Annotated in this window: 21 protein-coding genes; 5 read left to right on the plus strand and 16 right to left on the minus strand. The window is 65.6% G+C overall.

What is annotated here, in order from left to right; translation table 11 throughout:
• Positions 1-7 precede the first annotated feature (7 nt).
• From BFE01S_RS11520 to BFE01S_RS11535, 4 genes are all read right to left on the minus strand, one after another.
• Positions 8-1225 carry a mandelate racemase/muconate lactonizing enzyme family protein gene (locus tag BFE01S_RS11520; RefSeq protein WP_028225620.1) on the minus strand — a complete coding sequence of 406 codons (1218 nt, stop codon included), beginning with the start codon at positions 1223-1225 and terminating at the stop codon, positions 8-10.
• Positions 1226-1228: 3 nt separating this feature from the next.
• Positions 1229-2548, minus strand: coding sequence for an MFS transporter (locus BFE01S_RS11525; RefSeq protein ID WP_407668202.1), 1320 nt, complete (start codon positions 2546-2548; stop codon positions 1229-1231).
• Between the two features lie 151 nt (positions 2549-2699).
• Positions 2700-4121, minus strand: a complete 1422-nt coding sequence (gene aldA / locus BFE01S_RS11530) for an aldehyde dehydrogenase (protein ID WP_028225622.1) — start codon at positions 4119-4121, stop codon at positions 2700-2702.
• A gap of 326 nt (positions 4122-4447) precedes the next feature.
• Complete coding sequence (locus tag BFE01S_RS11535; protein WP_028225623.1) at positions 4448-5500, minus strand: alpha/beta hydrolase family protein; 1053 nt, start codon at positions 5498-5500, stop codon at positions 4448-4450.
• 307 nt (positions 5501-5807) lie between these two features.
• Between BFE01S_RS11535 and BFE01S_RS11540 the strand changes: the two genes are divergently transcribed.
• Positions 5808-6986, plus strand: a complete 1179-nt coding sequence (locus tag BFE01S_RS11540; protein ID WP_028225624.1) for a peptidoglycan DD-metalloendopeptidase family protein — start codon at positions 5808-5810, stop codon at positions 6984-6986.
• A gap of 143 nt (positions 6987-7129) precedes the next feature.
• Positions 7130-7948, plus strand: a complete 819-nt coding sequence (locus BFE01S_RS11545; protein ID WP_156966984.1) for a hypothetical protein — start codon at positions 7130-7132, stop codon at positions 7946-7948.
• A 503-nt stretch (positions 7949-8451) separates the two neighbouring features.
• Here BFE01S_RS11545 and BFE01S_RS41875 read toward each other — a convergent pair.
• Positions 8452-8736 (minus strand): H-NS family nucleoid-associated regulatory protein, encoded by a 285-nt coding sequence (locus BFE01S_RS41875; protein ID WP_052420863.1) that lies wholly within the window; start codon positions 8734-8736, stop codon positions 8452-8454.
• Positions 8737-8925: 189 nt separating this feature from the next.
• Positions 8926-9654, minus strand: a complete 729-nt coding sequence (locus BFE01S_RS38340; protein WP_245621084.1) for a hypothetical protein — start codon at positions 9652-9654, stop codon at positions 8926-8928.
• A gap of 255 nt (positions 9655-9909) precedes the next feature.
• Between BFE01S_RS38340 and cysS the strand changes: the two genes are divergently transcribed.
• Entirely contained in the window at positions 9910-11265 is a 1356-nt protein-coding gene (gene cysS, locus BFE01S_RS11560; protein ID WP_028225627.1) for a cysteine--tRNA ligase, read from the plus strand.
• A gap of 76 nt (positions 11266-11341) precedes the next feature.
• Here cysS and BFE01S_RS11565 read toward each other — a convergent pair whose 3' ends face one another.
• The 5 genes from BFE01S_RS11565 to BFE01S_RS11585 all read right to left on the minus strand — a co-directional run bounded on the left by BFE01S_RS11565 (position 11342) and on the right by BFE01S_RS11585 (position 16582).
• Entirely contained in the window at positions 11342-12322 is a 981-nt protein-coding gene (locus BFE01S_RS11565) for an AraC family transcriptional regulator (RefSeq protein WP_028225628.1), read from the minus strand.
• A 35-nt stretch (positions 12323-12357) separates the two neighbouring features.
• Complete coding sequence (locus BFE01S_RS11570) at positions 12358-13431, minus strand: porin (RefSeq protein WP_042337562.1); 1074 nt, start codon at positions 13429-13431, stop codon at positions 12358-12360.
• Between the two features lie 97 nt (positions 13432-13528).
• A complete protein-coding gene (locus BFE01S_RS11575; protein WP_028225630.1) occupies positions 13529-13870 on the minus strand; it encodes a c-type cytochrome in 342 nt (113 codons plus the stop codon).
• A 44-nt stretch (positions 13871-13914) separates the two neighbouring features.
• Positions 13915-16158, minus strand: a complete 2244-nt coding sequence (locus BFE01S_RS11580; RefSeq protein WP_028225631.1) for a xanthine dehydrogenase family protein molybdopterin-binding subunit — start codon at positions 16156-16158, stop codon at positions 13915-13917.
• Positions 16139-16582 (minus strand): (2Fe-2S)-binding protein, encoded by a 444-nt coding sequence (locus BFE01S_RS11585; RefSeq protein WP_028225632.1) that lies wholly within the window; start codon positions 16580-16582, stop codon positions 16139-16141. The genes BFE01S_RS11580 and BFE01S_RS11585 overlap by 20 nt, the downstream gene beginning before the upstream one ends.
• A 308-nt stretch (positions 16583-16890) precedes the next feature.
• On the opposite strand from BFE01S_RS11585, the gene BFE01S_RS11590 reads away from it, so the two are divergent.
• Both BFE01S_RS11590 and BFE01S_RS11595 read left to right on the plus strand, forming a co-directional pair.
• The gene (locus tag BFE01S_RS11590; RefSeq protein ID WP_028225633.1) at positions 16891-18432 is read left to right on the plus strand and encodes a methyl-accepting chemotaxis protein; all 1542 of its coding nucleotides are present in this window, start codon (positions 16891-16893) and stop codon (positions 18430-18432) included.
• Between the two features lie 78 nt (positions 18433-18510).
• Positions 18511-19026 carry a DUF1697 domain-containing protein gene (locus tag BFE01S_RS11595; RefSeq protein ID WP_028225634.1) on the plus strand — a complete coding sequence of 172 codons (516 nt, stop codon included), beginning with the start codon at positions 18511-18513 and terminating at the stop codon, positions 19024-19026.
• Between the two features lie 59 nt (positions 19027-19085).
• Here the strand turns inward: BFE01S_RS11595 and BFE01S_RS11600 are convergent, their stop codons facing one another.
• The 5 genes from BFE01S_RS11600 to BFE01S_RS11620 all read right to left on the minus strand — a co-directional run bounded on the left by BFE01S_RS11600 (position 19086) and on the right by BFE01S_RS11620 (position 25117).
• On the minus strand, positions 19086-19631 hold the full coding sequence (locus BFE01S_RS11600) for a hypothetical protein (RefSeq protein WP_156966985.1): 546 nt from the start codon (positions 19629-19631) through the stop codon (positions 19086-19088).
• 301 nt (positions 19632-19932) lie between these two features.
• On the minus strand, positions 19933-21339 hold the full coding sequence (locus tag BFE01S_RS11605) for an MFS transporter (RefSeq protein ID WP_028225636.1): 1407 nt from the start codon (positions 21337-21339) through the stop codon (positions 19933-19935).
• Between the two features lie 28 nt (positions 21340-21367).
• Positions 21368-22624, minus strand: a complete 1257-nt coding sequence (locus tag BFE01S_RS11610) for an NAD(P)/FAD-dependent oxidoreductase (protein WP_028225637.1) — start codon at positions 22622-22624, stop codon at positions 21368-21370.
• Positions 22621-23583, minus strand: a complete 963-nt coding sequence (locus tag BFE01S_RS11615; RefSeq protein WP_028225638.1) for a VOC family protein — start codon at positions 23581-23583, stop codon at positions 22621-22623. Before BFE01S_RS11615 ends, BFE01S_RS11610 begins: the two co-directional genes overlap by 4 nt.
• Before the next feature lie 28 nt (positions 23584-23611).
• The gene (locus BFE01S_RS11620; RefSeq protein WP_028225639.1) at positions 23612-25117 is read right to left on the minus strand and encodes an aldehyde dehydrogenase; all 1506 of its coding nucleotides are present in this window, start codon (positions 25115-25117) and stop codon (positions 23612-23614) included.
• Between the last annotated feature and the right edge of the window lie 39 nt (positions 25118-25156).

Consider the following 25156-nt stretch of genomic DNA (forward strand, 5'->3'; position numbering starts at 1 on the left):
CCTTGCTTTAGCCGCGCGCGGGCGAGGTATCGCGCACGTCGGCCGGCCTGTCCGCCATCTGCAGATGCAGGCGCCTGGCCGTATAAGGCGTATGCGCGCGCACCACGTCCATATTGAGTTCGACGCCGAGGCCCGGTGCCTTCGAAGGAATGATGTAGCCCTCTTCCCAGCGGATCGGCTGCTTGAGCACCTGCGCGTGGAAACCGTCCCACGTGCCGATGCTTTCCTGAATCAGGAAGTTCGGCGTGCAGGCCGCAAGCTGGAGACTTGCCGCGGCGCCGACCGGGCCGTTGTAGAGATGCGGCGCGATCTGAGCGTAATGCACCTCGGCAAGGCTCGCGATCTTCTTCGCTTCCAGCAGCCCGCCCACGCGGCCCACGTTCATCTGCAGGATCGAGGCCGCACCCGCAGAGAGCAGTTTGTGGAACTCGTACTTGGTGGTGAGGCGCTCACCGGTTGCAATGGGGATCGACGTGTGACGCGCGACATTGGCCATCGCTTCTTCCTGCCCCGGCGGCACCGGCTCTTCGAACCAGAGCGGGTCGTACTGCTCCAGCCGCTTCGCCAGCCGGATTGCCGCAGACGGCACCATTTGCCCGTGCGTGCCGAACAGCAGGTCGGCCTTGCTGCCCACGGCCTCGCGCACCTTGCCGCAGAACGCTTCGCAGCGGTCAAGCACTTCGAGCGAAAGCTGGTGGCCCGAATAGGCGGTGTAGGGGCCCGCCGGGTCGAACTTCACGGCGGTAAAGCCCAGCTTCACGTTCTGCACCGCGCATTCGGCGGCGAGGTCGGGATCGTCGTAGTCGTACTCGCCCTTCGCGTTCTTCGGATAGAGATAGGTATACGAACGAAGCCGCTCGTTCACCATGCCGCCCAGCAGTTCGTACACCGGCTTGTTGGCCGCCTTGCCAATGATGTCCCAGCAGGCCATTTCGAGGCCGCTCACGACGCCCATCATCGTGAGGTCCGGGCGCTGCGTAAAGCCGCTCGAGTAGGCCTCGCGCCAGAAGCGCTCTACATGATGCGGATCTTTGTTGAGCAGATAGCGCTCGAATACGTCGGCAACGGCGGGCACCATCACGTCCGGGTGGAACGTGGCGGCATAGACTTCGCCCACGCCCTCGATGCCGCAATCGGTCTGCAGCGTGACGAAGATCCAGTACATGCCGCCGATGTGCGGCGGAGGCACCGCGACGACATGCGTTTGCATTGAGACGACTTTCATGGTTCAAACCGTTTTCGAGTGAGTCATGCGCTTGAGCGCGAGGGCTGCCACGCCGCCGAGCGCACCGATGGCCGCCACATAGGCGAAGTAAATCTGATAGCCGAGCATCCCGGCGTAGTGCTGCGTGATATAGCCATTCACGAGCGGCAGGAAAATGTCCGACGAGTAGCCGATCAGCGAGACCATGCCGATGGCGAGGCCCGTGATGCGCATGGGAATCGCACAATGGTCGAGGAGCGTCCAGTAGAGCCCGCGGATTGCGTAGGTCATGAGGCCGATGAAGAGCACGACGGCGCCGAGCAGTGCCATATTGCGCAACGCCGGCAGGAAGATGAGACCGATCAGCCCGAGCACCGCGAGGAACATTGCGACGATCAGCACGCGCACGTTCGAGAGCCGGTCGCCCAGATAGCCGCCGCCGATGCCACCGAGCGGGCGCATCCAGAGCTTGAGCGTGGTGACCATGCCGGCCGCGACGACGCTCATATGCAATTCGCCTTGCTGGAGATAGGCGGAGAAGCTGTAGGTGGCCCAGAAGATCTGGTAGCCGCAGAACACCACGGCTGCGACAAGCCACAGTTGCGGAATCGAAGCGAGCGCGGCGAGGTCGCGCCACGGCGAATTGCGCGTCTCGCCGTCTTGCCCCTGCGCCGCTTCGCTCGCAGCGGTCTGCCCGGCCTGGTCCTTGAAGAAGCTCATCAACGCGCCAAGCGCGATGCAGGTGAACGCATACAGATAGATCACATGACGCAGTGCCGTGGCCTCGCCGCGGCCGCCGCTCGTCGCTGCCGCGAAGAGCGCCAGCGCGATGGTGGCGAGCAGCGCTTCCACGAGTCCGCGACCGCCGTCGAGCAAGCCGAAGAAACGCCCCTGCTCGTGCGCGCCCGCGATCATGCGCACCCGCTTGAGCACCGAAGCCCAGAACGTGAGACCGGTCGTCAGGCCCCAGCAGCAGAAGATCACCATCAGCACCGGGAACGAGGGCGCCGTGGAGTACCACAGACCGAGCGCGCCCGTGCCGATCAGCGAAAAGCAGATCAACAGACGCGGCGCGATACGGTCGGCCAGCCAGCCGCTCGGCAGATAGCAGAGGAAGAACACCATGCCGAGCACCGAATACAGATAGCCCAGTTGCTCGTTGTCGATATGGAAGACATCGAGCATCGTGGTCTGATAGACCTGACGCAGGTAGAGGATCGGGTAGATCGCACCGGCGGCCAGCACCAGCAGAAACAACTGGCCGTAGCGTTGCGCCGCGCTCGCGGCAATGGGGGTGGATGCGGCGGCATCGGCCGCAAAGGGTTTGGCAACGGACTTCTGCAAGATTGTCTCCCTACTGCTCTTGCGGCACCGTCGCAGCGATCGCGTCGCTCTCACGGGCCGGTTTGAAGCTTTTTCTTCGTTTTCAATGACGGGCGCCGTTTCCGCCGGCACCCTTGCGGCTGGCGCGCAACAAGGCAGGTTGAGCGAACGGTCAGAAAGGCATCACGACAAGGCGGGTTTGCGTGAATTCGAGCATGCCGTGCTTACCGTCGTCGCCGCCGAGCCCCGAGCGCTTCCAGCCCGCGTGGAAGCCCTGGTAGGGGTCGGCCGGCGTGCGGTTCACGTAGAGTTCGCCCGCTTCGATCTCGTTGGCCACGCGCATCGCCGTGCGATAGCGTTCGGTGTACAGCACCGAAGAAAGGCCGAACTGGTGATCGTTCGCCATGCGAAGCGCGTCTTCGAGCGTGTCGTAGGCCAGCACCGGCAGCACCGGCCCGAAGATCTCTTCCTGCACGATCTCCATGTCCTGGCGGCAATGGCTCAGCAGCGTAGGCGGATAGAAGTGGCCCGGACCTTCGGGCAGTGTGCCGCCCGTTTCCAGCACGGCGCCCTCTGCCAGCGCGCGCTGCACCATCGCATGCACATTTGTGCGCGCCTGCGCGTTTACGAGCGGGCCCATGCGCGTTTCGTCCACCGCGCGGTCGCCGAAGCGCACGGCCGCCATCTTCTCGCGCAGCAGCGCGACGAAGCGCTCATGCACGTCGCGCTGCACATAGACGCGTTCGATGGCGGTGCAAAGCTGGCCGCAGTGCGTGGTCCTGGAGCGCACGATCGCGGTCGCGGCCGCTTCGAGGTCGGCGTCGGCCTCGATGATCGCGGGCGTCTTGCCGCCCAGTTCCAGCGAGGGCTTTGCGATATTTTCCTTGCAGTAGTCGAGCACCTTGCGGCCCGCGCCGACGCTGCCGGTGAGCGTAATCATGCCCACGCCGCGATGCGTGCACAGCACGGCCGCGGTCTCGTGATCCATCGCGAGGATGTTGACGAGCCCGGCCGGCAACGCGGCATCCACGGCGGCGCGCGCCACTTCGAACGCCGAGCACGGCGTGTTGTTGCTCGGCCGCACGACCACGGCGTTGCCCGCGATGAGCGCCGGCGCAATCTTGCGCAGCAGCGTGTAGATCGGGAAATTGAACGGAATCAGGCAGGCCGCCACGCCGATCGGCTCGCGCATCAGGATCAGGTTTTCGTTCGCGCTGTCGCTCGGGATCACTTCGCCTTCGATGCGGCGCGCCCACTGCGCGTGATAGCGCAGGATTTCGGCGGCATAGCGCGCCTCGGCCATGGCGTCGTTCACGCTCTTGCCCGATTCGAGGGCCAGCACCGCGCCGATGGCCGGCGCGCGCGCTTCGATCGTGTCCGCGAAGCGGTTGAGCACCGCGCCGCGCTCCGCCGCGGGCAGACGGCGCCACGCGCGCTGCGCCGCCGTGGCGGCCTCGACGGCGAGCGCAGCCTCGACCGCGCTCGCCGCGCTCACTTCGCCAACGCGTTCGCCCGTCGCCGGATTGTGGACGGCGATACGCTCGCTGGCTGAGGAAACGAATTGCCCGTCGATGAAGTTGAAATCTGATCGCATGGTGAGACGCCGGTTCGTTGCGTACGCGGCGGCGCTCGCGCCGCCAGAATTACGCGCAGTATCCGGGCGCCTCAAAAGGGCCACAAACGATTAATTGTCGAGCCGAGCATGCGAAAAACGCATGCTGGAAACGGCGTGAAAACGCCGCCTCATAGGGAATGCGGGTTTTCCCGAGGACTATATGGCAGAAGGAGGGAAGGATGGATTCTCTTGCGCGCCCCATTCCACAGTCAGATCGACTTCGTCACGCACCATGCGCCGCACGTGAAACGCTTCGTTCCGATCCATGAGAAAACCCGTCGATGGCCGCTCTTTCCTGTTCATTATTATGGAGTGCTTCTCATTACGTCGAGTGTCGTATCGAAGAACCTGACCGCTGCGCTGCCGATATGCTCGTGCCACTGCGCGCGGTCCACGCCAGCCGCATCGACGCAGGCTTCCGGCCACGTATCCCGGCCGTCCTGGTCGCACTCGTTCACGAAGATCTCGTGGTCAACGGCACCCGCCATGACGTCGAGCTGCGCGTGAAGCGCATAGCGTGCAGCGAATTCCGCATTTTCCGCGGGCGGCGCCTGCGTGTCCCGCGCGCCGACGATCACGTAGGTGGGCACACTCAGTTGCCTCAGGCCGGCTTCGTCCATCCCGAACCCCGGCAGGTCGCCGGGCGCCATCGCGAAGACGGCCTTGATGCGCGCGTCGTGAACATCGAGAGCCGGCGTCGGATCGAGCGGCAACTCCCGGCGCAACGACGCCGGGATCAGCGGATCGTTTTTCCAGCGTTGCAGGTAGGCACGAAACCGCGCCTCGTTGACCTTCGCCCCGCCTATCCACAATGCGGTGAAACCGCCTTGCGAATGGCCCGCCACGCCTATCTTCCGAGGATCGAGATGCGGCCCCCACGCGCTGTCACGCAGCAAGAACGTGATGTCTTTGCTGATATCGAGCGGTCGTTGCCACAGCATGCTCCTCGTGTACAGAACCGTTGCGTCGTAGGTGTTCGCGCGGTAGTGGTACAGCGTGGCTACGACGTACCCCCGCGCGGCCAGGTACTCGGCAAACCAGGCGTAATAGAGGCCGTTGCTGCCATGTCCGTGCGAAAACACGATGAGCGGACGCCGGATACCGTCCTGCACGATTGGCGCGTTCGGGTAGAGATGCAGATTCGTGAAGAACGGCATATGCAGTTCGCGCGCCCCTTCCGGAACCGTGGCCGGATAGAACAGCGTCAGCGCAAGCGTACGCGGCGTGGGGCTCGTGTCTTCGTACTCGAGCTGCGTCATGCCCACGCGATATTGCGGGGCAATGCCCCCACCTTGCGCGAACGCCGTAGATGACGCAACGATCGCGCACAGACCAACCCATCGCAAGATACGAAACATCGCCTCATGCTGTGTACACCGAAACGTATGCATTCTTTACGTCCTCCCGGTTGCCGGCAAGACACCCGATGAAACGAGCGCCCATGTGCGGTAGCACACACAACCTGATCGCTGCGGCCGCTCGGGTGGGTCAGAATGGATTCGAGCAAGCCTTGATCGAGTCTAGGCCGTGGCGCCGATCAACTCAATCCGGATTCGCCGGTATCGCGCCCGGTATCCCCACGAGAGGATTCGAGCCAGCCGGAATGTCCATCGACTTCTGTATCCGCTTACCGTTATCGCGCGTAGTGAAAAACAGGGAGAAGGCATGAAGCGGATCCTTGGCGGCATCCTCTCGATCGTCATTGCGGGCTACACCGTCGCACCGCTTCGCGCGGCTACCGACGCTGCCGAGGCGATTGCAATACGCATCACGCCGGTCGTCGCAAGCATCGACAACCTGCCGATACCCGTGAAAGGCTCCGACGGCCTCTTTCATTTGGTATACGAAGTCAATATCGTCAACGTCACGAACGAAACCGCTACGCTGAACCGCCTCGACGTCGTGGATGCCCGCAGCGGCCACACCCTGGCTTCGCTCGACGCCAGCCAGATCGCCCAGCGCCTGTCCGTCGCCTCGTCGCGGACCTCGACCACGGCAGACCTCGGCCCGTCGCAAATGGGCATTCTCTACCTGCATGTGCTCGTGCATGGCGCGCAGGCCATCCCGGCCAGCCTGAAGCACGAACTCACCGTCACGCTAAAAGGCCAGAGTCTGGCCGAAACGATTGCACCGGCCGCGGTAAGGCCGCCGACGACCCTCGTGCTCGCGCCGCCGCTCAAGGGCCGCCGCTACGTGGCGGGAGACGGCTGCTGCGACTCGATCCGCCATGTCCGCGCCACGTTGCCGATCAACGGCCAGCTCTTCGACGGACAGCGCTTCGCGATCGACTGGGAACAACTCGACGCGCAAGGCCGCATTCGCGTGGGCGACAGCAAAACGCCGGAAAGCTACGTGATTTACGGCCAGCCCGTGTATGCGGCTGCGAACGCCACCGTCGTCGCGGCCGTCGACGGCATGCCCAACAGCCCGCCGGGCGCCCTGCCCGCCAACATGCGCGCCGACGAGGCCGACGGCAATCATGTGGTGCTCGACCTGGGTCACGGCAACTACGCGCTCTACGCGCACCTCGCGCCGCACTCGCTGATGGTGAAGCCGGGTCAGCGCGTACGCGAGGGCCAGATGCTCGGGCGCGTGGGCACCTCGGGCAATTCGTCCGAGCCGCATCTGCATTTTCAGGTGAGCAACGGTCCGCTTCCGCTGGCGTCGAATGGCGTTCCTTATGTGCTCCGGCAGTTCACCGCGTCGCAACGCGTGACCTCGACCGCGGCCTTCGACAAGGCCACCGAGGACGGCCAGCCCATTGCCGTAGAGCCGCTGGACGGTCCATCGCGGCATGCCGATGTGCTGCCGCTCGATCTCTCGATCGTGGACTTTACGCACTGAGCGCGTTTCCCGCCGGGCCGACTACAATTGCGGCAACGCAAGCCGGTACGCGGCACTCGACCGCCGGAAAGCGCATTGCGCAACACACGCCAGCCCGTCCCCGGGGACCCTTTCGACACGAACGTTTTTTGTCGGGCGATACGATGGAAACGGCCAACTCTACGCACGAAACGGCACCGGTCGCACGGATGGCGCACGCGCTTTCGTTCGCCCTCTGGGTGTCCATCTGCTCCGTTGCACCGGAATTTATCTGGCAAGGACTGCTGGCCAATTCCCACAAGCTGGATTGGGCGGGCATCGGCTCCGTGATCGTGACCGGAGGCATCATCGCCTTCTTCGTGGAACCCCTGACCGAACGGCTGCGCGCATTTCGCTTCCGTCTCTCACACCCGCACGCGCCCACCACCCAGGCAACGCTGGTGGCGTTCGGCCTCGCCGTACTCGCCGTGTTCGTGCATGAGGCCATCGCCGCGTTCATCGATCACCCGCCGTCCGACTACGCGGACAAGAACAGCATGGCCTACGCCATTGCCGCCGTGATCCAGTGGGCGTGGATTCCCTTTACCACCACGCTCGCCTGGCTAGGCGCGAGGAAAGCCCTGTGGGCACGCGCGCCCCTGTTCATGATCGCGTTCGCTTCGATCGTGATGGTCGGTCCCGCCTACGATTGGGATTTCGCCGACAGCCTGACAACCGCACTGCCCTGCACGGCCATTCTCATTTACGGCTATCTCGTGGTGCGCAGGTACCGTGCCGAGCCGCCGTTCGTACGCTGTGCGAAGGCCACGGCGCTCGTCGCCGTTGTCTGGCTCGTGGTGGCGGGGTTGCTGCAACTCGTGCTGTCGCGCTTCGGTACGCACGGCTACAGCCTGTATTCGTGGCCCGAATACACGATCGATTTCCGTTTCTACGTGGGATGGGTGATCGGCCTCGCGGTGGCGCCGCAGCCCATTGCGCGTTGAACACACCGAACACGCCGAACCCGCTCAATGCGCTCAATGCGCTTCACCGCGTGCGGGAGCGCACGGTCCTTTCCCGGCATTGTGTTCTCATCCCGTCATGTGCTGCCGGCGCGGCGCGTCCGCGCTGGTACGCGCCATGCTACACAGAGGTGTAAGGGACTGCGGGTTTCCCCGAGGCGTTGCGAGGCGCGGATTTGGCCGTTATAGCAGGCATGCGGGAAAAACGCGTAGCGAACGCAGGAACTGGCTGCGATATCGGTGTCTCATCGAGACATCGCGCCAGGGTCTCGCACCATAGACTGGCTTCGAGACCGGATGACACAACCGGGCGCCACAACCCGGACAGAAGTAATGGGGGCTGCAATGCGAGTGACCAACTGGATCGTTGTACTGGACTGCGCTTACATGGAGTACACAAGCTGGCGCGGCAAGAATGTGTATCGGCGCACCGTAGCGTATGACCGTGTGGTGTGGTGCTGAGGCGCGACGCTGCAGACGCCGGGTTAGCGTGCCGTATCGGCGGGCGCGAACAGGTCTAGCGTTTCGCCGCCTGCGCGCTCTTCGCCGGCCTCTGCTGCGCGCGGCTTGCGCGTGCCTCGCGCGGCGCCTTTTGCGCCCACGCCATTCTTCTTTGTGCCCTTGCCGAACAGATCCTCCGGCGTGAAACCGAATTCGGCAATCGCGGCGCGCGCCGCAGCGAGCGCATCGGCCGCCGCTTCGGCGCGGGCCTCTTCAATTCGGGCGTCGAGTACCCGCTTTTGGGCGAGCAGTTCAAGGTAGGTCGGCATCGGGTAATCGTCGAACGAAACAGCGAACCCGGATTGTACCTGCCCGCTCGCGCTGTGTGCTGCGGCACCGACGCCGGCACGAACGTCCGGACAAACATCGGCCGTTATCGGTCCCGCGGCGAGCAAATACCGCCGCATGAAAATCAGGCCGCACGAAAGCCCGCGCGGGAAACCTGATCAAACCGCCGATCAAACCGATTTGGCAGGACGGCCCGTCTTGACCGTTTCGACTGCAGCGATGGCGGCAAGCAGACGCTTTCCCGAAATCGAATCGAGCAGCAGAAGACCTGCGCGCAGCAGTTCGCTCTTCTTCACCATCACACCGGCGTCGAGACACTTCTTCTTGAGCACCGCGATCTTTTCGTAATCGGCCTTCGGCATCGTGAAGCTGTCGCGCACGACCTTGTCCTTCTTCGCGGCTTCTTTCGCTTCTTTCGCTTCTTTCTTCATGCTGTCTTTTGTTGCCGCGTCCTTCTTCACGCCCGCTTTCTTCGAGCCCGTCGCCTTCGCTTTCTCCGCCACTTCCGCAACGACGGCTTCAGCCTTCTTCATGGTCTGCGCGGACTTCCGAGCAACAGCCGCGCGCTTGCCGCGCGCAGCCTCAGTCGCGGACGCGGTTGCAGCCTCGGCCACCGCCTTCTTCGTGACAGGCTTCGCGACCTTCTTTGCAGGCTTCGCGTTCTTCGCGACTTTCACGCTCTTTACGCTTTTCGCCACACCTTTCGCCGCACCTTTTGCCGCGCTCTTTACCGCGCCTTTTGCTGCTTTACTGGCCCTGGCCGGCGCCGGATCGGCGGGCGCTTCGACGGAAGTCGTCGGGAAATAGAAAGCCCTCTTCGTAGGCTTGCGCAGAGTAGGTTCAGTCATCCTGTTTCTACTAGTCGATCGAAAAAAAACAGTATATACCGTTTCACACACCTTTCCATGACAGCGGCACGCGCGAGGGTTGACCGACGGGCGAAGAAGCCGTTACGATCAATGCCATGCTCCGTTACGCCAACCACACCGCCCTCTCCGTTCGCGCATGTTGTCAAACCATGCCGGGGGGACGGTGCGCCTCGCGCACGCCGTAGCAATCGCATTCGCAAGTCCCACTGGCCGCCCGTTGCAAAACCGGCGGCCTTTTTGTTTTGTCCGCGCTTTTTCTCAACCTTCGTCGCAACGGAACGTTCGATGTCACTCGTCTTGTATGACACCTGGTCGCGCAGCGTGCGCCCCTTCTCCCCCATACAGCCCGGGCACGTCGGCATGTATTGCTGCGGGCCGACCGTCTACGACCACGCGCACATCGGCAATCTGCGCACCTATGTGTTCGAGGACGTCCTGCGCCGCGCACTCGAACTCAACGGCTATGCGGTTCGCCATGTCGTGAACATCACCGACGTGGGCCACCTCACGTCCGATGCCGACGAAGGCGAGGACAAGATGGAAAAAGGCAGCCGCCGCACGGGAGAGTCGGCGTGGGCCCTCGCGGCACGCTACACCGGGGCGTTCATGGACGACTGGCGCGCGCTCAATCTTCTGCCGCCCACGGTATGGTGCCGCGCGACCGATCACATTGCCGAGCAGATCGATTTCGTCGCCGCCATCGAGCGCGCCGGCTACACGTACGCGACCTCGGACGGCGTGTACTTCGACACCAGCAAGCAGGACGACTACGGCTTTCTCGCGCGGCTCGACCGCGCGGGCCTGCAGGCAGGCAAGCGCGTCGCGCTGGGCGAGAAGCGCAGCGCCACCGACTTCGCGCTCTGGAAGTTCAGCCCGCCAGGAGCCAGGCGCCAGATGGAGTGGGACAGCCCCTGGGGACGCGGCTTTCCGGGCTGGCATATCGAATGCTCGGCCATGTCGGCGAGGCACCTCGGCGTGTGGTTCGACATTCATTGCGGCGGCGAGGACCATGTCGCGGTCCACCACAGCAACGAAATCGCGCAGACCGCCGCCGCACACGGCACGCGGCTCGCCAACTTCTGGATGCACGGCCACTTCCTGACGATGGACGCCGCGAAGATGTCGAAGTCGAGCGGCGATTTCGTGCGGCTCGCGACGTTGCGCGAACGGAACGTCGATCCGCTCGCCTACCGCTATCTGTGCCTCACGGCCCACTATCGAAGCAAGCTGCGCTTCGACTGGGACGCGCTCGATGCCGCGCAAACCGCGCTGAACCGGCTGCGTCATCTCTATGTGGCGTGGCCTGCGGGCGGCACCGCGGAACCGGCCTTCGTCGAACGCTTCGAAACGCAGATCAACGACGACCTGAACCTGCCGCGCGCGCTGGCCGTGCTCTGGGCGCTCGTGAAGAGCGGGCTACCGCCGGCGGTGCTGAAGGCAACCGTCGATCGTTTCGACGCGGTGCTGGGCCTCGGGCTGCGCGAATGGCAGCGCCCGGAACAGGCGCTTCCGGAAGACCTCCGCCTGCTCCTTGCCGAACGCGACGAAGCGCGCGCGCAAAAGGACTGGGCCAAGGCCGATGCGATCCGCGAGCAACTGCTCGCGCGCGGCTGGCAGGTGGCGGACGGCAAGAGCCGCTAGCGCGCCTTGATGCCGCACGGCGGCACTGCCGGGCTGCACTGCTGGACCGCATGCTGGGCGGCACTGTTGGGCAGCACTACCCGGCGGCGCTGCCCGGCTCGTGCCTCGCCATGTCGTACGGGTCGCGCAGATGCCGCGCGTACTGCTTGGGCGCCATGCCCGACCAGCGCCGGAACGCCCGGATAAAGGCTTTTTCGGAGGCATAGCCGACGCTTTCCGCAATCTCGATGAGCCGGCGCCGCGTATCGCGCAGCGCGCCGCTGGCGAGATACATGCGGTAGGAAGTGAGATGGCCGATCGGCGTTTCGTCCACGAGTTCGACGAAGCGCGCCGAAAAGCGCGAGCGCGACATGCCCGCGGCCGCCGCAAGCGCCTCCACGGTCCAGTCGCGCTCCGGGTGGCGATGCACGAGCGCGATGGCGCGGCCGATCTGCGGGTCCATCAGGCCGCGCAGCCAGCCAGTGTGGCTGACCGCCGAAGCCAGGTGCGCGCGCAGCAGCTGCACGAACAGCACGTCGGCGAGGCGCGCTGCCGCCACGGCCCAGCCCGGCTGGCAGGCCATGGATTCGCGGATGAACGCCGCCAGCGTGCTCGCGAGCCACGGGCCCACGGCCGGGTCGTTCGCGCGCACGTGGATGAACGGCGGCAGCACGGTGAAGAGCGGGCTGCGCACGGCCTCGCGATAGACCACGATGCCCGTGTAAAGCTCGCTCATCGCCCCGCCGCCGCCCGCCGCGAAGCGCAGCGGCGTATCGAAGCTCGGCTGCAGCCCCAGTTCGGCCACCATGTCGTCGAAGAGCATGGGCTCGACTTCGGGCGCGGAAGCGAGCACATGCGCGTGGCCGTGCGGCAGCAGCACGAAGTCGCCCGCTTCCACCCGCACGGGCGCCATGCCTTCCACCGCGACATAGAACGGTTGGCCGAAACCGGTTCTGAACACCGCACCGTCCACGGCCGGCTTCACGAACGCCCACGGTGCCGTGAGCGAGAAGTGGCCCGTCACGACGGCGTCGGCGCGCAGGTCCGCCAGGGTGTCGCTCAACAGGTCCGTCGCCATGCTTTTCTCCTCATCGACCGCTTCCGCGGTGTGCCTTAGAAGCGCTGCTGTATGCCCACCATCACGCCAAGCTGGTTCGCGCCCGGAGTCACCGTGCCGGCGGCGGCCACCGCATTCGCGGCAAGCGGGCTGTTCAGCATGTAGCCCACCGACGAGTAGAGCGTCGTGCGTTTGGAGAGCGCATAGTTGGCGCGCCCGATCAGCATCGTCGAACTGGACTGCTCGCGCAGTATGTAGCGCAGCGCCTGCGCATCGAACCAGAGCGTGGGCAGCACGTAGTAGTTCGCCCCGAGGAAGAAGATATCCGATTGCGCGTGGACCTGCGCGGCGGTATTGCGGCGAATCCAGCCGCCGCCCACCTTGCCGTTGGGGAATTTCACGTAGCCATCCACGATCACGCGCTTGTCCGTATCGGCACTGCTCACGAGCGGGGCCGAAGCACCCGGGCCGCCGTACATCACGTCGTAGGACGCCGCAGCGCCGCCCCACCCGCCGTCATACGCCGCGAGAGCCGTGTACTGGCGGCACGCCACGGCGTCGCCGGGAATCTGACCCGCGCAGTTCGTGGCCGAGGGCCCCGCGGGGCCGGCCGCGTCGCGCCCGAAGCTGTACGTGCCGCCCAGCGTGAAGCCGTGGAAGTGCCCCATATAGCCGATCGCATTGTCGCTGCGGGCATTCGGCAGGTAGCTGTCGAAGCTCGCCATCGAATGCATCGAGGGGCCGATCACGTCCGCGTTGAGCAGCACGTACATCGACATGTCCATCTGCCGCCCGAGTGTGAGCGTACCGTAGTCGCTGCTGATGCCCACGTTCGCCTGGCGGCCGAACAGGCGGCCGCCGTAATTCAGCGCGCCGGTATTGGGTGCAAAGCCGTTTTCCAGCACGAAGAATGCCTGGTAGCCGTTGCCCAGGTCTTCGGTGCCGCGCAGGCCGAAACGCGAGGGCACCTCGCCCGTGAGCGGCGACATGCCGACGAACGAACCGCCCTTCGCGGCATTGTTGTAGTACTCGACACCCGTATCGACGATGCCGTACAGCGTCACGCTGCTCTGCGCCGATGCCGCAGCGGCCGCGCACAGCATTGCAACGGTCGCGCATAATTTTTTCATGTCCATCTCCAGCCACCTTTATTGTGGAATGCTTATTAAAATGAAATCACGCTGGAGCGCATGTGCGCTCCTTCCTGCCCGCTACGACAGGGCCGCTTCAGTCGGCCTTGCAGCCCGCCAGAATCCACTGCACGACGGTTTTGGCATCGGCGGTGCTAATGGCGTTCGGCGGCATAGGCACGGCGCCCCACACGCCGGAGCTGCCGTTCTGCACGTGCGCGACGAGCGTGGCCGCCGCGCCGGGCTTGCCCGCATAGCGCGCGCCCACGTCGCGCCAGGCCGGGCCCACGAGCTTTTTGTCGATGGCGTGGCAGCCCATGCACGCGTGTTGCGTGGCGAGCTGCTGCGCGTTGCCGGCATCGACTCCGGATGCGGCATGAGCCAATGGAGTCGCGGTGGCCGCCGCGGCGGCGGCGAGAGAAACGATCAGTTTGCGAATCATGGGAACTCTTCTTCGGGTTGAGAAAAAGCGATGAAACATGCTCATGCGAGAGGCTGTTCGAGCGGCATGGTGCGCAGGCGCGTGCCAGTCGCCTGATAGAGCGCTTCGGCCACCGCGGGCGCGACCGGCGGCAGCGCCACCTCGCCGCAGCCCTGCGGGGCGCGGTCGCTCGCCACGATCACCACTTCGATCTTCGGCATTTGCGCGAGGTACAGCAGCGGGTAGTCGGAGAAGTTGGACTGCACCACCGCGCCATCCTTGAACGTGATCTCGCTCTTGAACGTGTTGGTGAGCGCAAAGCCAATCCCGCCCTCCACCATCTGCCGGATCAGCATGGGATTGATCGCGCGCCCGCACTCGATGCCGCACACCACGCGTTCGAGCTTCGCCTGGCCATCAATCACGCGCAGTTCGGCAATCGTCGCGACATAGGTGGTGAACGCGCCGCCGCGCCCCGTGTAGAGACAGTAAGCAAGGCCGCGATACACCCCGGCAGCGGGTTTGCGCGACCAGCCCGCCTTCGCGGCGGTTTCGTCGAGCACGCGCACGGCGAGGGGATCGTCGCGCAGCATCGTGCGCCGGTACTGCAATGCGTCGATATTCGCGGCGCGCGCCAGTTCGTTCACGAAGCTTTCGAGAAAGAACACGCTGGAGGTGCTCCCCACGCTGCGCATGAAACTCACGGGAATCGGCTGCGTCACGTTGACCGAATCGACGAGCAGGTTCGGCACGCGGTAGCAAAGATCGTAGAGACCGTCGAGCATGGTCTCGTCCCAGCCGCCGGCCTTTTCGAAGTAATCGCGCTTGATGGACCAGTAGAGCGACTGCCCCGCCACGCGAATGTGCATGGCCTGCGGATAGCCGTCCTCGCCCAGCACCGCGCGCAGGCGCGCCGAGGCGCAAGGGCGATAGAAGCCGTGGCGGATATCGTCTTCGCGCGAGCGGATCACCTTCACGGGCCGCCCCACCGCCTTCGAGGCCACAGCCGCATGGATCACGAAGTCGGGCACGTACTTGCGCCCGAAGCTGCCGCCCAGAAACGTGGTGTGCACGCTCACCTTCTCGCCGGGCACCTTGAAGATCGCGGCAAGCGTCCAGCGCACCTTGTCCTGCCCCTGGATGGGGCCCCACACGTCGATCTCGTGCTCGCGCACGTGCACCGTCGCGTTGACGGGCTCCATCGTCGCGTGGACGATGTACGGCGTGTGGTAGTCGGCTTCGATCACGGCGTGCGCGGCCGCAAGACGTTCCGCAGCATTGCCGATGCGCGTGGCCACCACCGCCTGCTCCGTCATGAGCGCGGCCTTGCGCTGCGCGAGTATGGCTTCGCTGTCGAACGGGGCCGCGCCGCCATCGTCCCATTGCACATCGAGCGCGTCGCAGCCCTGCTTCGCCTGCCACCACGACGCGGCCACCACGATCACGGCGTCCTTCGCCGGCACCACCTCGACCACGCCCGGCATCCTGCGCACGGCGTCGCGATTGCGCACGGCCACGGGCTTGCCATTGAGCGTGGGCGCCATTTTGATGGCGCCGTACAGCATGCCCGGCACCTTCACGTCCACGCCGAACTCCGCGCGGCCGCTCACCTTGGCGGGCGCGTCGAGCTTGTGCAGCGGCTCGCCGATCAACGTATGCGCGGATTCGGGCTTCAGACGCGGCTGTGGATCGAGCGGCAGCTTCGCGACCTCGGCCAGCAAATCGCCATAAGCGACCGAGCGCCCCGTCTGCCGGTGAATCACCCGGCCGCTCTGCGTCGTGCACTGCGTGGAGCGCACGCCCAGACGAGCGGCACCGGCCTTGAGGAAAGCTTCGCGTGCCTGGGCGCCCGCCGTGCGCAGCCGCGCATAAAACATCGTCACCGACATCGACGCGCCCACGAACTGCTGCGGCATCTCGTTCGCAGCGGAGATGCGATAGGCGTCGCGGCCGGTCACGAATTCCACGCTCACGCGGCGCCAGTCGGCATCCATCTCGTCCGCCAGCACCTGAGGCAGTCCGGTATAGACACCCTGACCCACTTCGCACTGCGAAAGACCCAGGATCGTGCGGCCATCCGGGTCCACGCGTACCCAGTCGTTGATTTCGTGAAAGCCTTCGCCGTCGATGGCGAGGCCGGTGGCGTCGCCTGTCGCATCGCCTGCAGCGTCTCCAGCCGCTTGCGCATGCGTGCTCCACGCGAGCGGCAGCACGAGACTGCCCGCCAGCACGAAGCCCGCCTTGAGGAAATCGCGCCGGCTCTCGCCACCCTGCGCCGGGGCACGCTCAGGAACCGGCAGCGACATGGACCGCCTCCCGGATACGGTGATAGGTCGCACAGCGGCACAGGTTCGTCACGGCCTGATCGATCTGCGCGTCGGTGGGATGCGGATGCTGCGCGAGCAGCGCGGCCACGGCCATCACCATGCCCGACTGGCAGTAGCCGCATTGCGGCACATCCTCGCGAATCCAGGCCCGCTGCACGGGGTGCGTGACGTCGGGCGACAGCCCCTCGATAGTCGTGATCCGGCGCCCCGCCACCGCCGAAACGGGCAGCACGCACGAGCGCGTGGCCCCGCCCTCCAGATGCACGGTGCACGCGCCGCAGGCTCCGATGCCGCAACCGTATTTGGTGCCCGTGAGCCCGGCGGCATCGCGGATCACCCACAGCAAGGGCGTGCCGGGATCGCCGTCGAAATCGAACGGGACTCCGTTGAGTGTGAATTGCATGGTCCGTCTCCTTGAATTCGCCGTCGTGAACGTTGCCTCGACGACGCCTGCCATGGTGACAATTCTTGGCCCGGACAAAATGAGCGGCAATGACACCCCCACCCGATTAGGTTGCCGATCGTCCCGCAATGCGCTAATCGACCTTTCAAAATGAAAAACCGCTCGTTTTCCCTGGAATGCCCGTCATAGCGAGAAGACAGACCTAAATGAGAGACCGGATCGTGCCGTTATATCGTTCATACATGGCAATGTGTTCCTCTTATGAAACAAATAGAAAATCCCGGCAACCTGATCCCCTCCGGCTCACGATGAAGAACCTCACGCTCAACGCGCGGATTGCGGCCACGATCGCCTTCCTCGCCCTGCTGCTGATCGCCACCGGTACGATCGGCATTGTCGGCATGGCCGAAAGCGACCGCGCCCAGCACGAGACCTACGGGGTTCACTACGCGTCCGTGGTCGCGCTGGGCAAGTCGGGCACGGCTATGTCGCGCGCGCGCTTCGGGCTGGACTGGGCCATCGCCAATCCGCACTCGCCGCAACTCGCGATGCAACTGGATCGCGCCAACGGCCTGCTCGCGGAATCGGAGCAGCACTGGGCCGACTTCCGCGCGCTGCCCAAAACGCCGGAACTCGCCGTCCTCACCGACGACCTCGACGCGAAGCGCAGCGCCGTGCGCCACGACGGGATCGACCGCCTGATCGCGGCGATCCGCAGCGGCGACACCGGCTGGATGAACGAAAACCGCGCCCAGCATCTGATCGCGCTCTACACGGCGATGAACACGAGCCAGGGCGCGCTGGAGCACTACCTGGACACCGAGGCGAGCGCTGCGGCCGAGCACTCCACACGGCTCTTTCACGCGATGGTCGCTATCTGCGCCGCGAGCATCGTGCTCGCGCTCGCCGTGGCCTTCGTCAGCGGACGCGCCCTGCGCCGGGCGATCATGACGCCGCTCGCGAGCGCGCTGGGCCAGTTCGATGCGATCGCCGCGGGCGATCTCAGCACGCGCGTAGCGGTGCGCTCGAACGACGAAATGGGCACGCTGCTCACCGCGCTGGATGCGATGCAAGGGCGCCTGCTGGGCACGGTGGCATCCGTGCGCACCGGCTCGCAGGCCATCGCCTCAGCCACGCAGCAGATCGCCGCCGGCAATCAGGATCTCTCGCAGCGCACCGAGGAGCAGGCGGCGTCGCTAGGCGAAACCGCCTCGGCGATGGAGGAACTCACGGCCACGGTCCAGTTGAACGCGGCCAACGCCGAAGAGGCGAGCGGCCTCGCGCGCGACGCGTCGAGCCTTGCGGCGCACGGCCGCGACGCCATGGGCGGCGTGATCGAGACCATACGCGCGATCCATACGGGTTCGGCGCAGATGACGGGCATCATCGGCACGATCGAGAGCATTGCCTTTCAGACCAACATCCTCGCGCTCAACGCAGCGGTCGAAGCGGCGCGCGCGGGCGACGAGGGCCGCGGCTTCGCCGTGGTGGCCGGCGAAGTGCGCAGCCTCGCGCAGCGCTCGGCCACGGCGGCGCGCGAGATCGGCGCGCTGATTGCCGAATCCACCTCGCGCGTGGAACGCGGCGCGCATCTCGTGGAGGACACGGGCGACACGATGCAGCGGGTCGAAGCGGCGATTGCGCGCGTGACGGCCATCGTCGGCGAGATCGCGCAGGCCTCGCGCGAGCAGAGCGAAGGAATCCAGCAAGTGGGCCTCGCGATCACGCAGATGGACGAAGTGACCCAGCAGAACGCCGCGCTCGTGGAGCAATGCGCGGCGGCTGCGTCTTCGCTGGCCGATCAGGCGCAGACGCTGCGGGAATTGACAGCGGCCTTCAAGGTGGCCTGATCGCCGGCCGCTCGCCGGGCCTGCCATGGGTGTACCACCCTCGCACCGCCTCTGGCCAAAAGCCCCTAGAATCGCGGCATGCAAACCTACGTCGCTTTTCTGCGCGCCGTGAATGTCGGCGGCACCGGCAAGCTGCCCATGGCTGAGCTGCGCGCCATGGCCGAAGCTATTGGCTTTGCGAACGTGCGCACCTATATCGCGAGCGGCAACGTGGTGTTCCAGAGCGCGCTTTCCGAAGCGAAGGTCAAGGCGGCCTTCGAGGAACGCCTGGCGGATTACGCAGGCAAGCCCGTGGGCGTGCTGGTGCGAACCGGCCGCGAACTCGCCGCGGTGCTGCGCGCCAACCCGTTCGCCGACGCCGCGCCCGAGCGCACGGCCGCCATCTTCCTCGACACTCCGCCGCCCGCGGATACGCTTGCGAACGTAAGCGGCCTCGGCAGCGAGACCATCGCGCTGGGCAAACGGGAGATTTACGTGCACTACAAGGACGGCATGGGGCGCTCGAAGCTGCGGATTGCCGCGGCCAAGGCAGGCACCGCGCGGAACATGAACACCGTCGCTACGCTGGTCGAGTGGGCCGCCGGGGGCGGCTAGTAGTGGTGAGGCAGGCGACCAGGCTGCCGCAAAAAATCCCTCGCGCCTCGCCCCCACACTCAGAACTTGTGCTGCACAGAAACGGTGGCTCCCGTGTCGTGCTCGTGTCCGAGCATCGGGAAATGCGCACTCGCCGAAACACGCCAGTCGTCGATCAGCATGGCCAGGCGCCGCGGCGGATGCGCTGCCGTCCCCGTACCGTCGTCCATCAGTTGAAACATATCGACGAGATCGACATTGGGAGCAATGGAATTGAAGCGCCCCGAAGCCTGCGCCTGCGGCAGGGTCTGCATCTGCAGATGCAGGGGATCGGGCGCCAGCGCCGCGGCACGCCCGGTAGCGGTGACCGGCGCGGCATAGAAGTCGCCGGGCTTGAGCCCATCCGTGGCGGCCTGATAAGACGAATACTGCATCTCGTAGTGGAAGACGTACTGGCCCGCGTCTGGAATCGGCATCACCGTTTCGACGGGCAGCGGTGCGACGGCGGCAAGCAGCAGGCCGGCCGATGCCCCATCGTCCGCCCCCTGGGCGAAGGCGCTGCCGCCAAGGACAAGACAGATCACGCCGGCAGCCCAGCGCGGTTCGCGACGGCCTATCGAGAGCATGATTTTCATCCCATGAGGATTAAAAACATCGCACTTCGGCCCTTCCAGCAACATGCCCACCCACCCAACTCGATCGGGGGAACGAGGCAGGCACCGCGATAAATACCAGGGGATCCTTTTCTTTATAGTCGAATCCGGCACGCTCACCAAGCTGCCGCGTACGGAAGTCATTCGTTGAGCATGGCGAACGACTTCGCTCGCTCGTTCAGCCGAAACAGGCAGCCATTTGATTGCCTCAGCAATAAAAATGGCGCGCCCGCGGGCGCGCCATTTGCTGCGGCACTGGAAACGTTACCGCTCGTCAGGCTTCGAGTTGCTCCAGCACCTTGCCCTTGGTCTCGATGCCGAGCCGGTGCACCGCAAACGCCGCGAGCAACGGCACGGCGGCGAGGATGTAGAACGCCACGTCCAGATTGCCGCCGATCATCGTCTTCGAAACGATGGTGGGCGCAAAGATCGCCGCTACCTTGAGCCACGCGCCGCCCATGCCGCAACCCATTGCGCGGATGCTGGTGGGATAGAGCTCCGGGGTATACACGTAGGCGGTAATGAACCCGCACGCGAGGAAGCCCAGCGCAAAAGCACAGAACGTCGCGACCACGTAGACCGACATCGCGTGGCACACCCCGGCCAGCGCGAGCGACAGCCCGCACAGCACGAACGAGACGTTGATGATGGGCTTGCGGCCCACCTTGTCCACGAGCAGCGCGCAGGTCAAGGAGCCCAGCACGCCCAGCACCGAAGCCGCCACCGCCAGGTCCAGCGCCAGTTGCAGCGGCGCGTGATAGACCGTGCGGTAGATCGTGGGCAGCCAGGTGGAGAGGCCGTACTGGATGAAGCCGCAGGTCATCCACAGCATGGCCACGGCAATCGAGCGCTTCAGATACACCGGTCCATAAAGATCCTTCACGCGGCGTTCGGGATGGCGGTTCACCAGCGCATCGAACTCCGCCGCCTGCGAAATCGGCTCGAGCACGCCCTTCACCTTGCGCTCGAACGCGCTCACGGCCAGATGCGCGTCGTCCAGTCGATGGTGCTCGGCAAGCCAGCGCGGCGACTCGGGCACGAGCCGGCGCAGCGTGAAGAACAGGATGAGCGGCACGCCGCCGATAAAGTACATGACCTCCCAGCCGAAGCGCGGCACGATCCAGGCACCCAGCGCGTTGGAAGCGAGCAGGCCGATCGGGAACACGATTTCGTAGAGCAGCACGAAGCGCCCGCGCCCATGCGCGCGGCTGATCTCGTTGATGTAGGTGGCCGCCACCGGCAGCTCGCCGCCCAGACCGAAGCCCTGCACCACGCGCAGCGCGGCGAACACGAGGAAGCCGGGCGCGAAGCCGCACGCAATGCTCGTCACGCCGATGATCCCCGAACTCCACGCAATGGCGCGCACGCGGCCGTGCCGCTCGGCCAGCCACGGGAAGAGGAACGCGCCGAACAATTGTCCGACCGAGCCGGAGGCGATCAGAAAGCCGATCTCCCACGGCGTGAGGTGCCACTTCTGAATGAGGATCGGCAGCGTCGCGGCAATCGCGATCACGTCGAAGCCATCGAAGAACGTGGCAAGGCCGATGAGGATGCGGGCGCGCACCTGCATCGCGTTGGTCGGCAGGCGCTCCAGCCGCGCGATGATCGATCCGCGCGTATGCGGCTCGCTCCCGGCCGCGGCGGCACCCTGCCGGCCGATGATGTTATCGATGGTTCCCATGCGTCTCATCCATTCCCGTAGGGTTGATCTAGGCAAGCGCCTTGCTGGTGTCGGTCAAGGTCGAGAGATCGACCACACGGCCCTGGCTCATCCATTTGCGCGCGAGCTTCAGATCGCGCGCCGCGTTAATCGCAATCACGCCGCGCAGGTTGTCCTCTTGCACGAAGAAGAGCGTCGCGCGCTTTTCTTCCAGGCTGCCGCGCACCGCAAGCTCGGCGTCGGCCGGCAGGTCGCCGAGGATCTGCAGGTTCACGTCGTACTGATCGGACCAGAACCACGGAATCTCGGCATACGGCACCTTCACGCCGAGCACGGCCTTGGCCGCCGCAATCGCCTGGTTCTGCGCGTTGGCCCACGATTCCAGCCGCACGCGGCGCTTGAGCCACGCGTTCGGATGATTCGCCACGTCGCCGCAGGCGAACACGTTGGGGTCGGCGGTGGCGCCGAACTCGTCCACCACGATGCCGTCCGCGACCGCCAGTCCCGCGCTTTCCGCCAGCGCCGTGTGCGGCGCGAGACCAATGCCGGCGACGGCGAAATCGGCGTCGAGCGTCGAGCCGTCCGCAAACGTCGCGCGTACGCGGCCTGCGTCTTCCGGGTGATCTTCGAGCGAGACGAGCGCCGCGTTCAGACGCACGTCCACGCCGTTCGCGCGGTGCAGGTCCAGCAGGAACCCGGAAACGAGCGGCGGCAGCGAGCGCGCGCACAGGCGCGGCGCACCCTCCACCACGGTCGCTTCCACGCCGAGCTTGCGCGCCGTGGCCGCCACTTCGAGCCCGATCCAGCCGCCGCCCACCACCAGCACGCGCTGGCTCGCACGCAGGCGCTCGCCCAGCGCCACGGCTTCGTCGAGCGTGCGCAGGTAGGTGATGTGCGCCGTCTTCGCGACGCTCGCCGGCAGCCGGCGCGCCGCGCCGCCCGTGGCGATCACGAGGCGGTCGTACTGCACCTCGCGGCCCGTGCAGGTCGTCACGACGCGCGCGGCGCGGTCGATCTTCGTGGCACAGTCGGGCTGCCACGCCTCCACGTTCAGCGCCGCGAATTCGTCGGGCTTCACGATGCGCACGGTATCGATATCCGCATCGCCCGAAAGCACCGCCTTCGAAAGCGGCGGGCGCTCGTACGGCAAGTGGCTTTCGTCGGCGATCATCACGAGGCGGCCGTCGAAGCCCTCCTTGCGCAGCGTCTTGACGACCCAGCCCGCCGCCTGGCCTCCGCCGATCACGACAACCGTGCGCGGCGCATCTTGCGCTTGCTGCGCCTCCTGCGTGCCTTCGGTGTTCATTGCTTGCGCTCCGTCATGAACTTGCCTTCCGGCGCCTGCGCGTTCTTCTGGCGGCGCGTGTTGCCGTCGAGCCCGCCATCCACGGCCCACTCGGCGAACACGGTCGGGCCCGGCTCGAAATCACGCGGCTGCCACTCCGGCGTGAGCACGTCTTCGTCGGCGTAATACTCGATCAGGGCGCCCGCCGGGTTCTTGAAGTACCAGAAGTACGCGGACGAAACCGGATGCCGGCCCGGGCCCAGTTGCGTGGTCCAGCCGCAGCGGCTGATATGCAGGCCGCCGCCAAAGACTTCGTGAATGTCGCGCACCGTGAACGCCACGTGGTTCAGCCCTTTCTTGCCGTCGGGCAGTGCGAGCAGGAACAGGTCGTGGTGGCCGCCGTGCGGCGCGCAGCGCATGAACGCGCCGCGGTTCGGATAGCGGTCCGAAGTTTCGAAGCCCAGCAGGTCGTGATAGAACGCTTCCTGCTCGGCGAGGCAGTTCGTGAAGAACACCACGTGGCCCACTTCCACCGGCTCGGCGCGCTCGTAGATGGGCGAAGGCTGATCGACGCGCAGCGTCTGCCCCCACACGTTCGAAGGCGAGCCCTTTACGTCGATCTCGCGCCGACGCGTGACTTCCACGCGAATCGCCATGCCCGCGGGGTCGTAGCAGCCCACGGCTTCGTCGTTCGCGTAATAGCCGGGCTGGCCCTTCAGGCGCTCGCGCAAGACGTCCAGTTCTTCGCGCGCGGCCACGCCCCAGGTCACTTCGCGAAGCGTCGGGCCGGCTTCGAAGGCGACGGGCAGCGAGGGGTCGCTCGCATCGGCCACGAGCACGGTGCAACCATTCAGCGTTTCGAAACGCGCGCGCGTTTCGTCGTGTGCGACTTCTTTCATGCCCCAGTCCGCGAAAAAGCGGCGGCAGGTTTCGAGGTCGGTCACGCCGTAGGTAATCTGTTCGATGCCAAGTATCGTCATGATGGAAACTCTCTAATAGCGCGGGCCGTCAGGCCCTGGCCCACGGCAGCGGTGCGTCGTTCAAGCCCCAGTAGAGGCTTTTCTGCTGCATGTATTCGCGAATGCCGAGCCGCCCTTTCTCGCGGCCCATGCCGCTGTCCTTCCAGCCCGAAAACGGCGTGGAGATCGAGAACAGCTTGTACGTATTGATCCAGACCGTGCCCGCTTCCAGCGCGCGCGCGATGCGCCATGCGCGCTTGTAGTCGCGCGTCCAGATGCCGGCGGCGAGGCCGAACACGCTGTCGTTGGCTTCCTTGATGAGCGCGGCTTCGTCGTCGAACGGCATGGCCACCAGCACCGGCCCGAAGATTTCCTCCTGGCAGATGCGTGCATTGTTCTGGAGTCCTTCGAGAATGGTCGGCTGATAGAAGAAGCCGTTTTCGCGCGCCTCGCCCACCGGACGCTCGCCGCCGCACAGAAGGCGTCCGCCCTCTTCGAGCCCGAGCGCCACGTAGCGCTCCACCGTTTCGCGGTGCTTCGCCGTGATGAGCGGGCCCATTTGCGTGTCGGCCTGTTCGGGGTCGCCCACGCGCAGCTTGCGCGCGCCTTCCACCAGGCGCTTCATGAACGCGTCGTAGATACCGCGCTGCACGAACAGGCGCGAGCCCGCAATGCACGCCTCGCCCGACGAACTGAAGATGCCGTACAGCACGCCGTTCACGGCATGGTCGATGTCGGCGTCGTCGAATACGATGGTGGGGGACTTGCCGCCCAGCTCCAGCGAGACCGGCATGAGCTTTTCCGCCGCGATGCGCGCGATGCCGCGGCCCACGTCCGTGCCGCCCGTAAACGACACTTTCTTCACGAGCGGATGGCGCACCAGCACGTCGCCGATCACCGAGCCCTTGCCCGGCAGCACGCTCAGCACGCCCTTGGGCACGCCGGCCTCTTCGCAGATGCGCGCGAGCGCGAGCGAAGCGAGCGGCGTGACTTCGGCGGGCTTGAGCACCACCGCGTTGCCGCCCGCCAGCGCCGGGGCGAGCTTCTGTGCGTCGGAGGCGATCGGCGAATTCCACGGCGTGATCGCCGCGATCACGCCGATGGGCTCATAGACGCTCATCGTCAGATAGTCGCCGCGCGAAGGCGTGAGCTCTTCGTCGAGCGTTTCGAGGCACGCCGCGTAGTAGCGGAACGTGTTCGCCGCGCTCGCCACGAGCGCGCGCGTCTCGCCGATGGGCTTGCCGTTGTCGCGCCGCTGCAGGTGCGCCAGCGCTTCGTGGCGTTGCGTGATAAGGTCGGCGATGCGGTACAGCACGAGCGCGCGCTGATGCGGCTTGAGCCCGGCCCAGTCGGCGCGGCGCCAGGCGGCGTCGGCGGCCACGATGGCCTCGTCGGCGTCTTCGGCGCTTGCCTGCGAGACTTCCAGGTTCAGCGACTGGTCGGCCGGATAGACGCTCGCGTAAGGCGCGGCGCGCCCGCGGCACCATTCGCCGCCGATCAGGATGTCGCCGTTGGGCACCAGGTCACGCAAAAAGCTCGTATCGAAAGCAGTCATTTCACAGTTCCTCATGTGGGGGGCGGCGCATGCGCCCCG

Source organism: Paraburkholderia ferrariae NBRC 106233 (assembly GCF_000685035.1).
In the GTDB taxonomy this organism is placed as follows: Bacteria; Pseudomonadota; Gammaproteobacteria; order Burkholderiales; family Burkholderiaceae; genus Paraburkholderia; species Paraburkholderia ferrariae.

What these genes read in the sequence shown, in the direction of transcription:
- BFE01S_RS11520 (WP_028225620.1), bottom strand. Translation starts at nt 1,225, where the DNA reads ATGAAAGTCGTCTCAATGCAAACGCATGTCGTCGCGGTGCCTCCGCCG.
- aldA (WP_028225622.1), bottom strand. Translation starts at nt 4,121, where the DNA reads ATGCGATCAGATTTCAACTTCATCGACGGGCAATTCGTTTCCTCAGCC.
- BFE01S_RS11535 (WP_028225623.1), bottom strand. Translation starts at nt 5,500, where the DNA reads ATGTTTCGTATCTTGCGATGGGTTGGTCTGTGCGCGATCGTTGCGTCA.
- BFE01S_RS11540 (WP_028225624.1), top strand. Translation starts at nt 5,808, where the DNA reads ATGAAGCGGATCCTTGGCGGCATCCTCTCGATCGTCATTGCGGGCTAC.
- BFE01S_RS11545 (WP_156966984.1), top strand. Translation starts at nt 7,130, where the DNA reads ATGGAAACGGCCAACTCTACGCACGAAACGGCACCGGTCGCACGGATG.
- BFE01S_RS41875 (WP_052420863.1), bottom strand. Translation starts at nt 8,736, where the DNA reads ATGCCGACCTACCTTGAACTGCTCGCCCAAAAGCGGGTACTCGACGCC.
- cysS (WP_028225627.1), top strand. Translation starts at nt 9,910, where the DNA reads ATGTCACTCGTCTTGTATGACACCTGGTCGCGCAGCGTGCGCCCCTTC.
- BFE01S_RS11565 (WP_028225628.1), bottom strand. Translation starts at nt 12,322, where the DNA reads ATGGCGACGGACCTGTTGAGCGACACCCTGGCGGACCTGCGCGCCGAC.
- BFE01S_RS11570 (WP_042337562.1), bottom strand. Translation starts at nt 13,431, where the DNA reads ATGAAAAAATTATGCGCGACCGTTGCAATGCTGTGCGCGGCCGCTGCG.
- BFE01S_RS11580 (WP_028225631.1), bottom strand. Translation starts at nt 16,158, where the DNA reads ATGTCGCTGCCGGTTCCTGAGCGTGCCCCGGCGCAGGGTGGCGAGAGC.
- BFE01S_RS11585 (WP_028225632.1), bottom strand. Translation starts at nt 16,582, where the DNA reads ATGCAATTCACACTCAACGGAGTCCCGTTCGATTTCGACGGCGATCCC.
- BFE01S_RS11590 (WP_028225633.1), top strand. Translation starts at nt 16,891, where the DNA reads ATGAAGAACCTCACGCTCAACGCGCGGATTGCGGCCACGATCGCCTTC.
- BFE01S_RS11595 (WP_028225634.1), top strand. Translation starts at nt 18,511, where the DNA reads ATGCAAACCTACGTCGCTTTTCTGCGCGCCGTGAATGTCGGCGGCACC.
- BFE01S_RS11600 (WP_156966985.1), bottom strand. Translation starts at nt 19,631, where the DNA reads ATGCTCTCGATAGGCCGTCGCGAACCGCGCTGGGCTGCCGGCGTGATC.
- BFE01S_RS11605 (WP_028225636.1), bottom strand. Translation starts at nt 21,339, where the DNA reads ATGGGAACCATCGATAACATCATCGGCCGGCAGGGTGCCGCCGCGGCC.
- BFE01S_RS11610 (WP_028225637.1), bottom strand. Translation starts at nt 22,624, where the DNA reads ATGAACACCGAAGGCACGCAGGAGGCGCAGCAAGCGCAAGATGCGCCG.
- BFE01S_RS11615 (WP_028225638.1), bottom strand. Translation starts at nt 23,583, where the DNA reads ATGACGATACTTGGCATCGAACAGATTACCTACGGCGTGACCGACCTC.
- BFE01S_RS11620 (WP_028225639.1), bottom strand. Translation starts at nt 25,117, where the DNA reads ATGACTGCTTTCGATACGAGCTTTTTGCGTGACCTGGTGCCCAACGGC.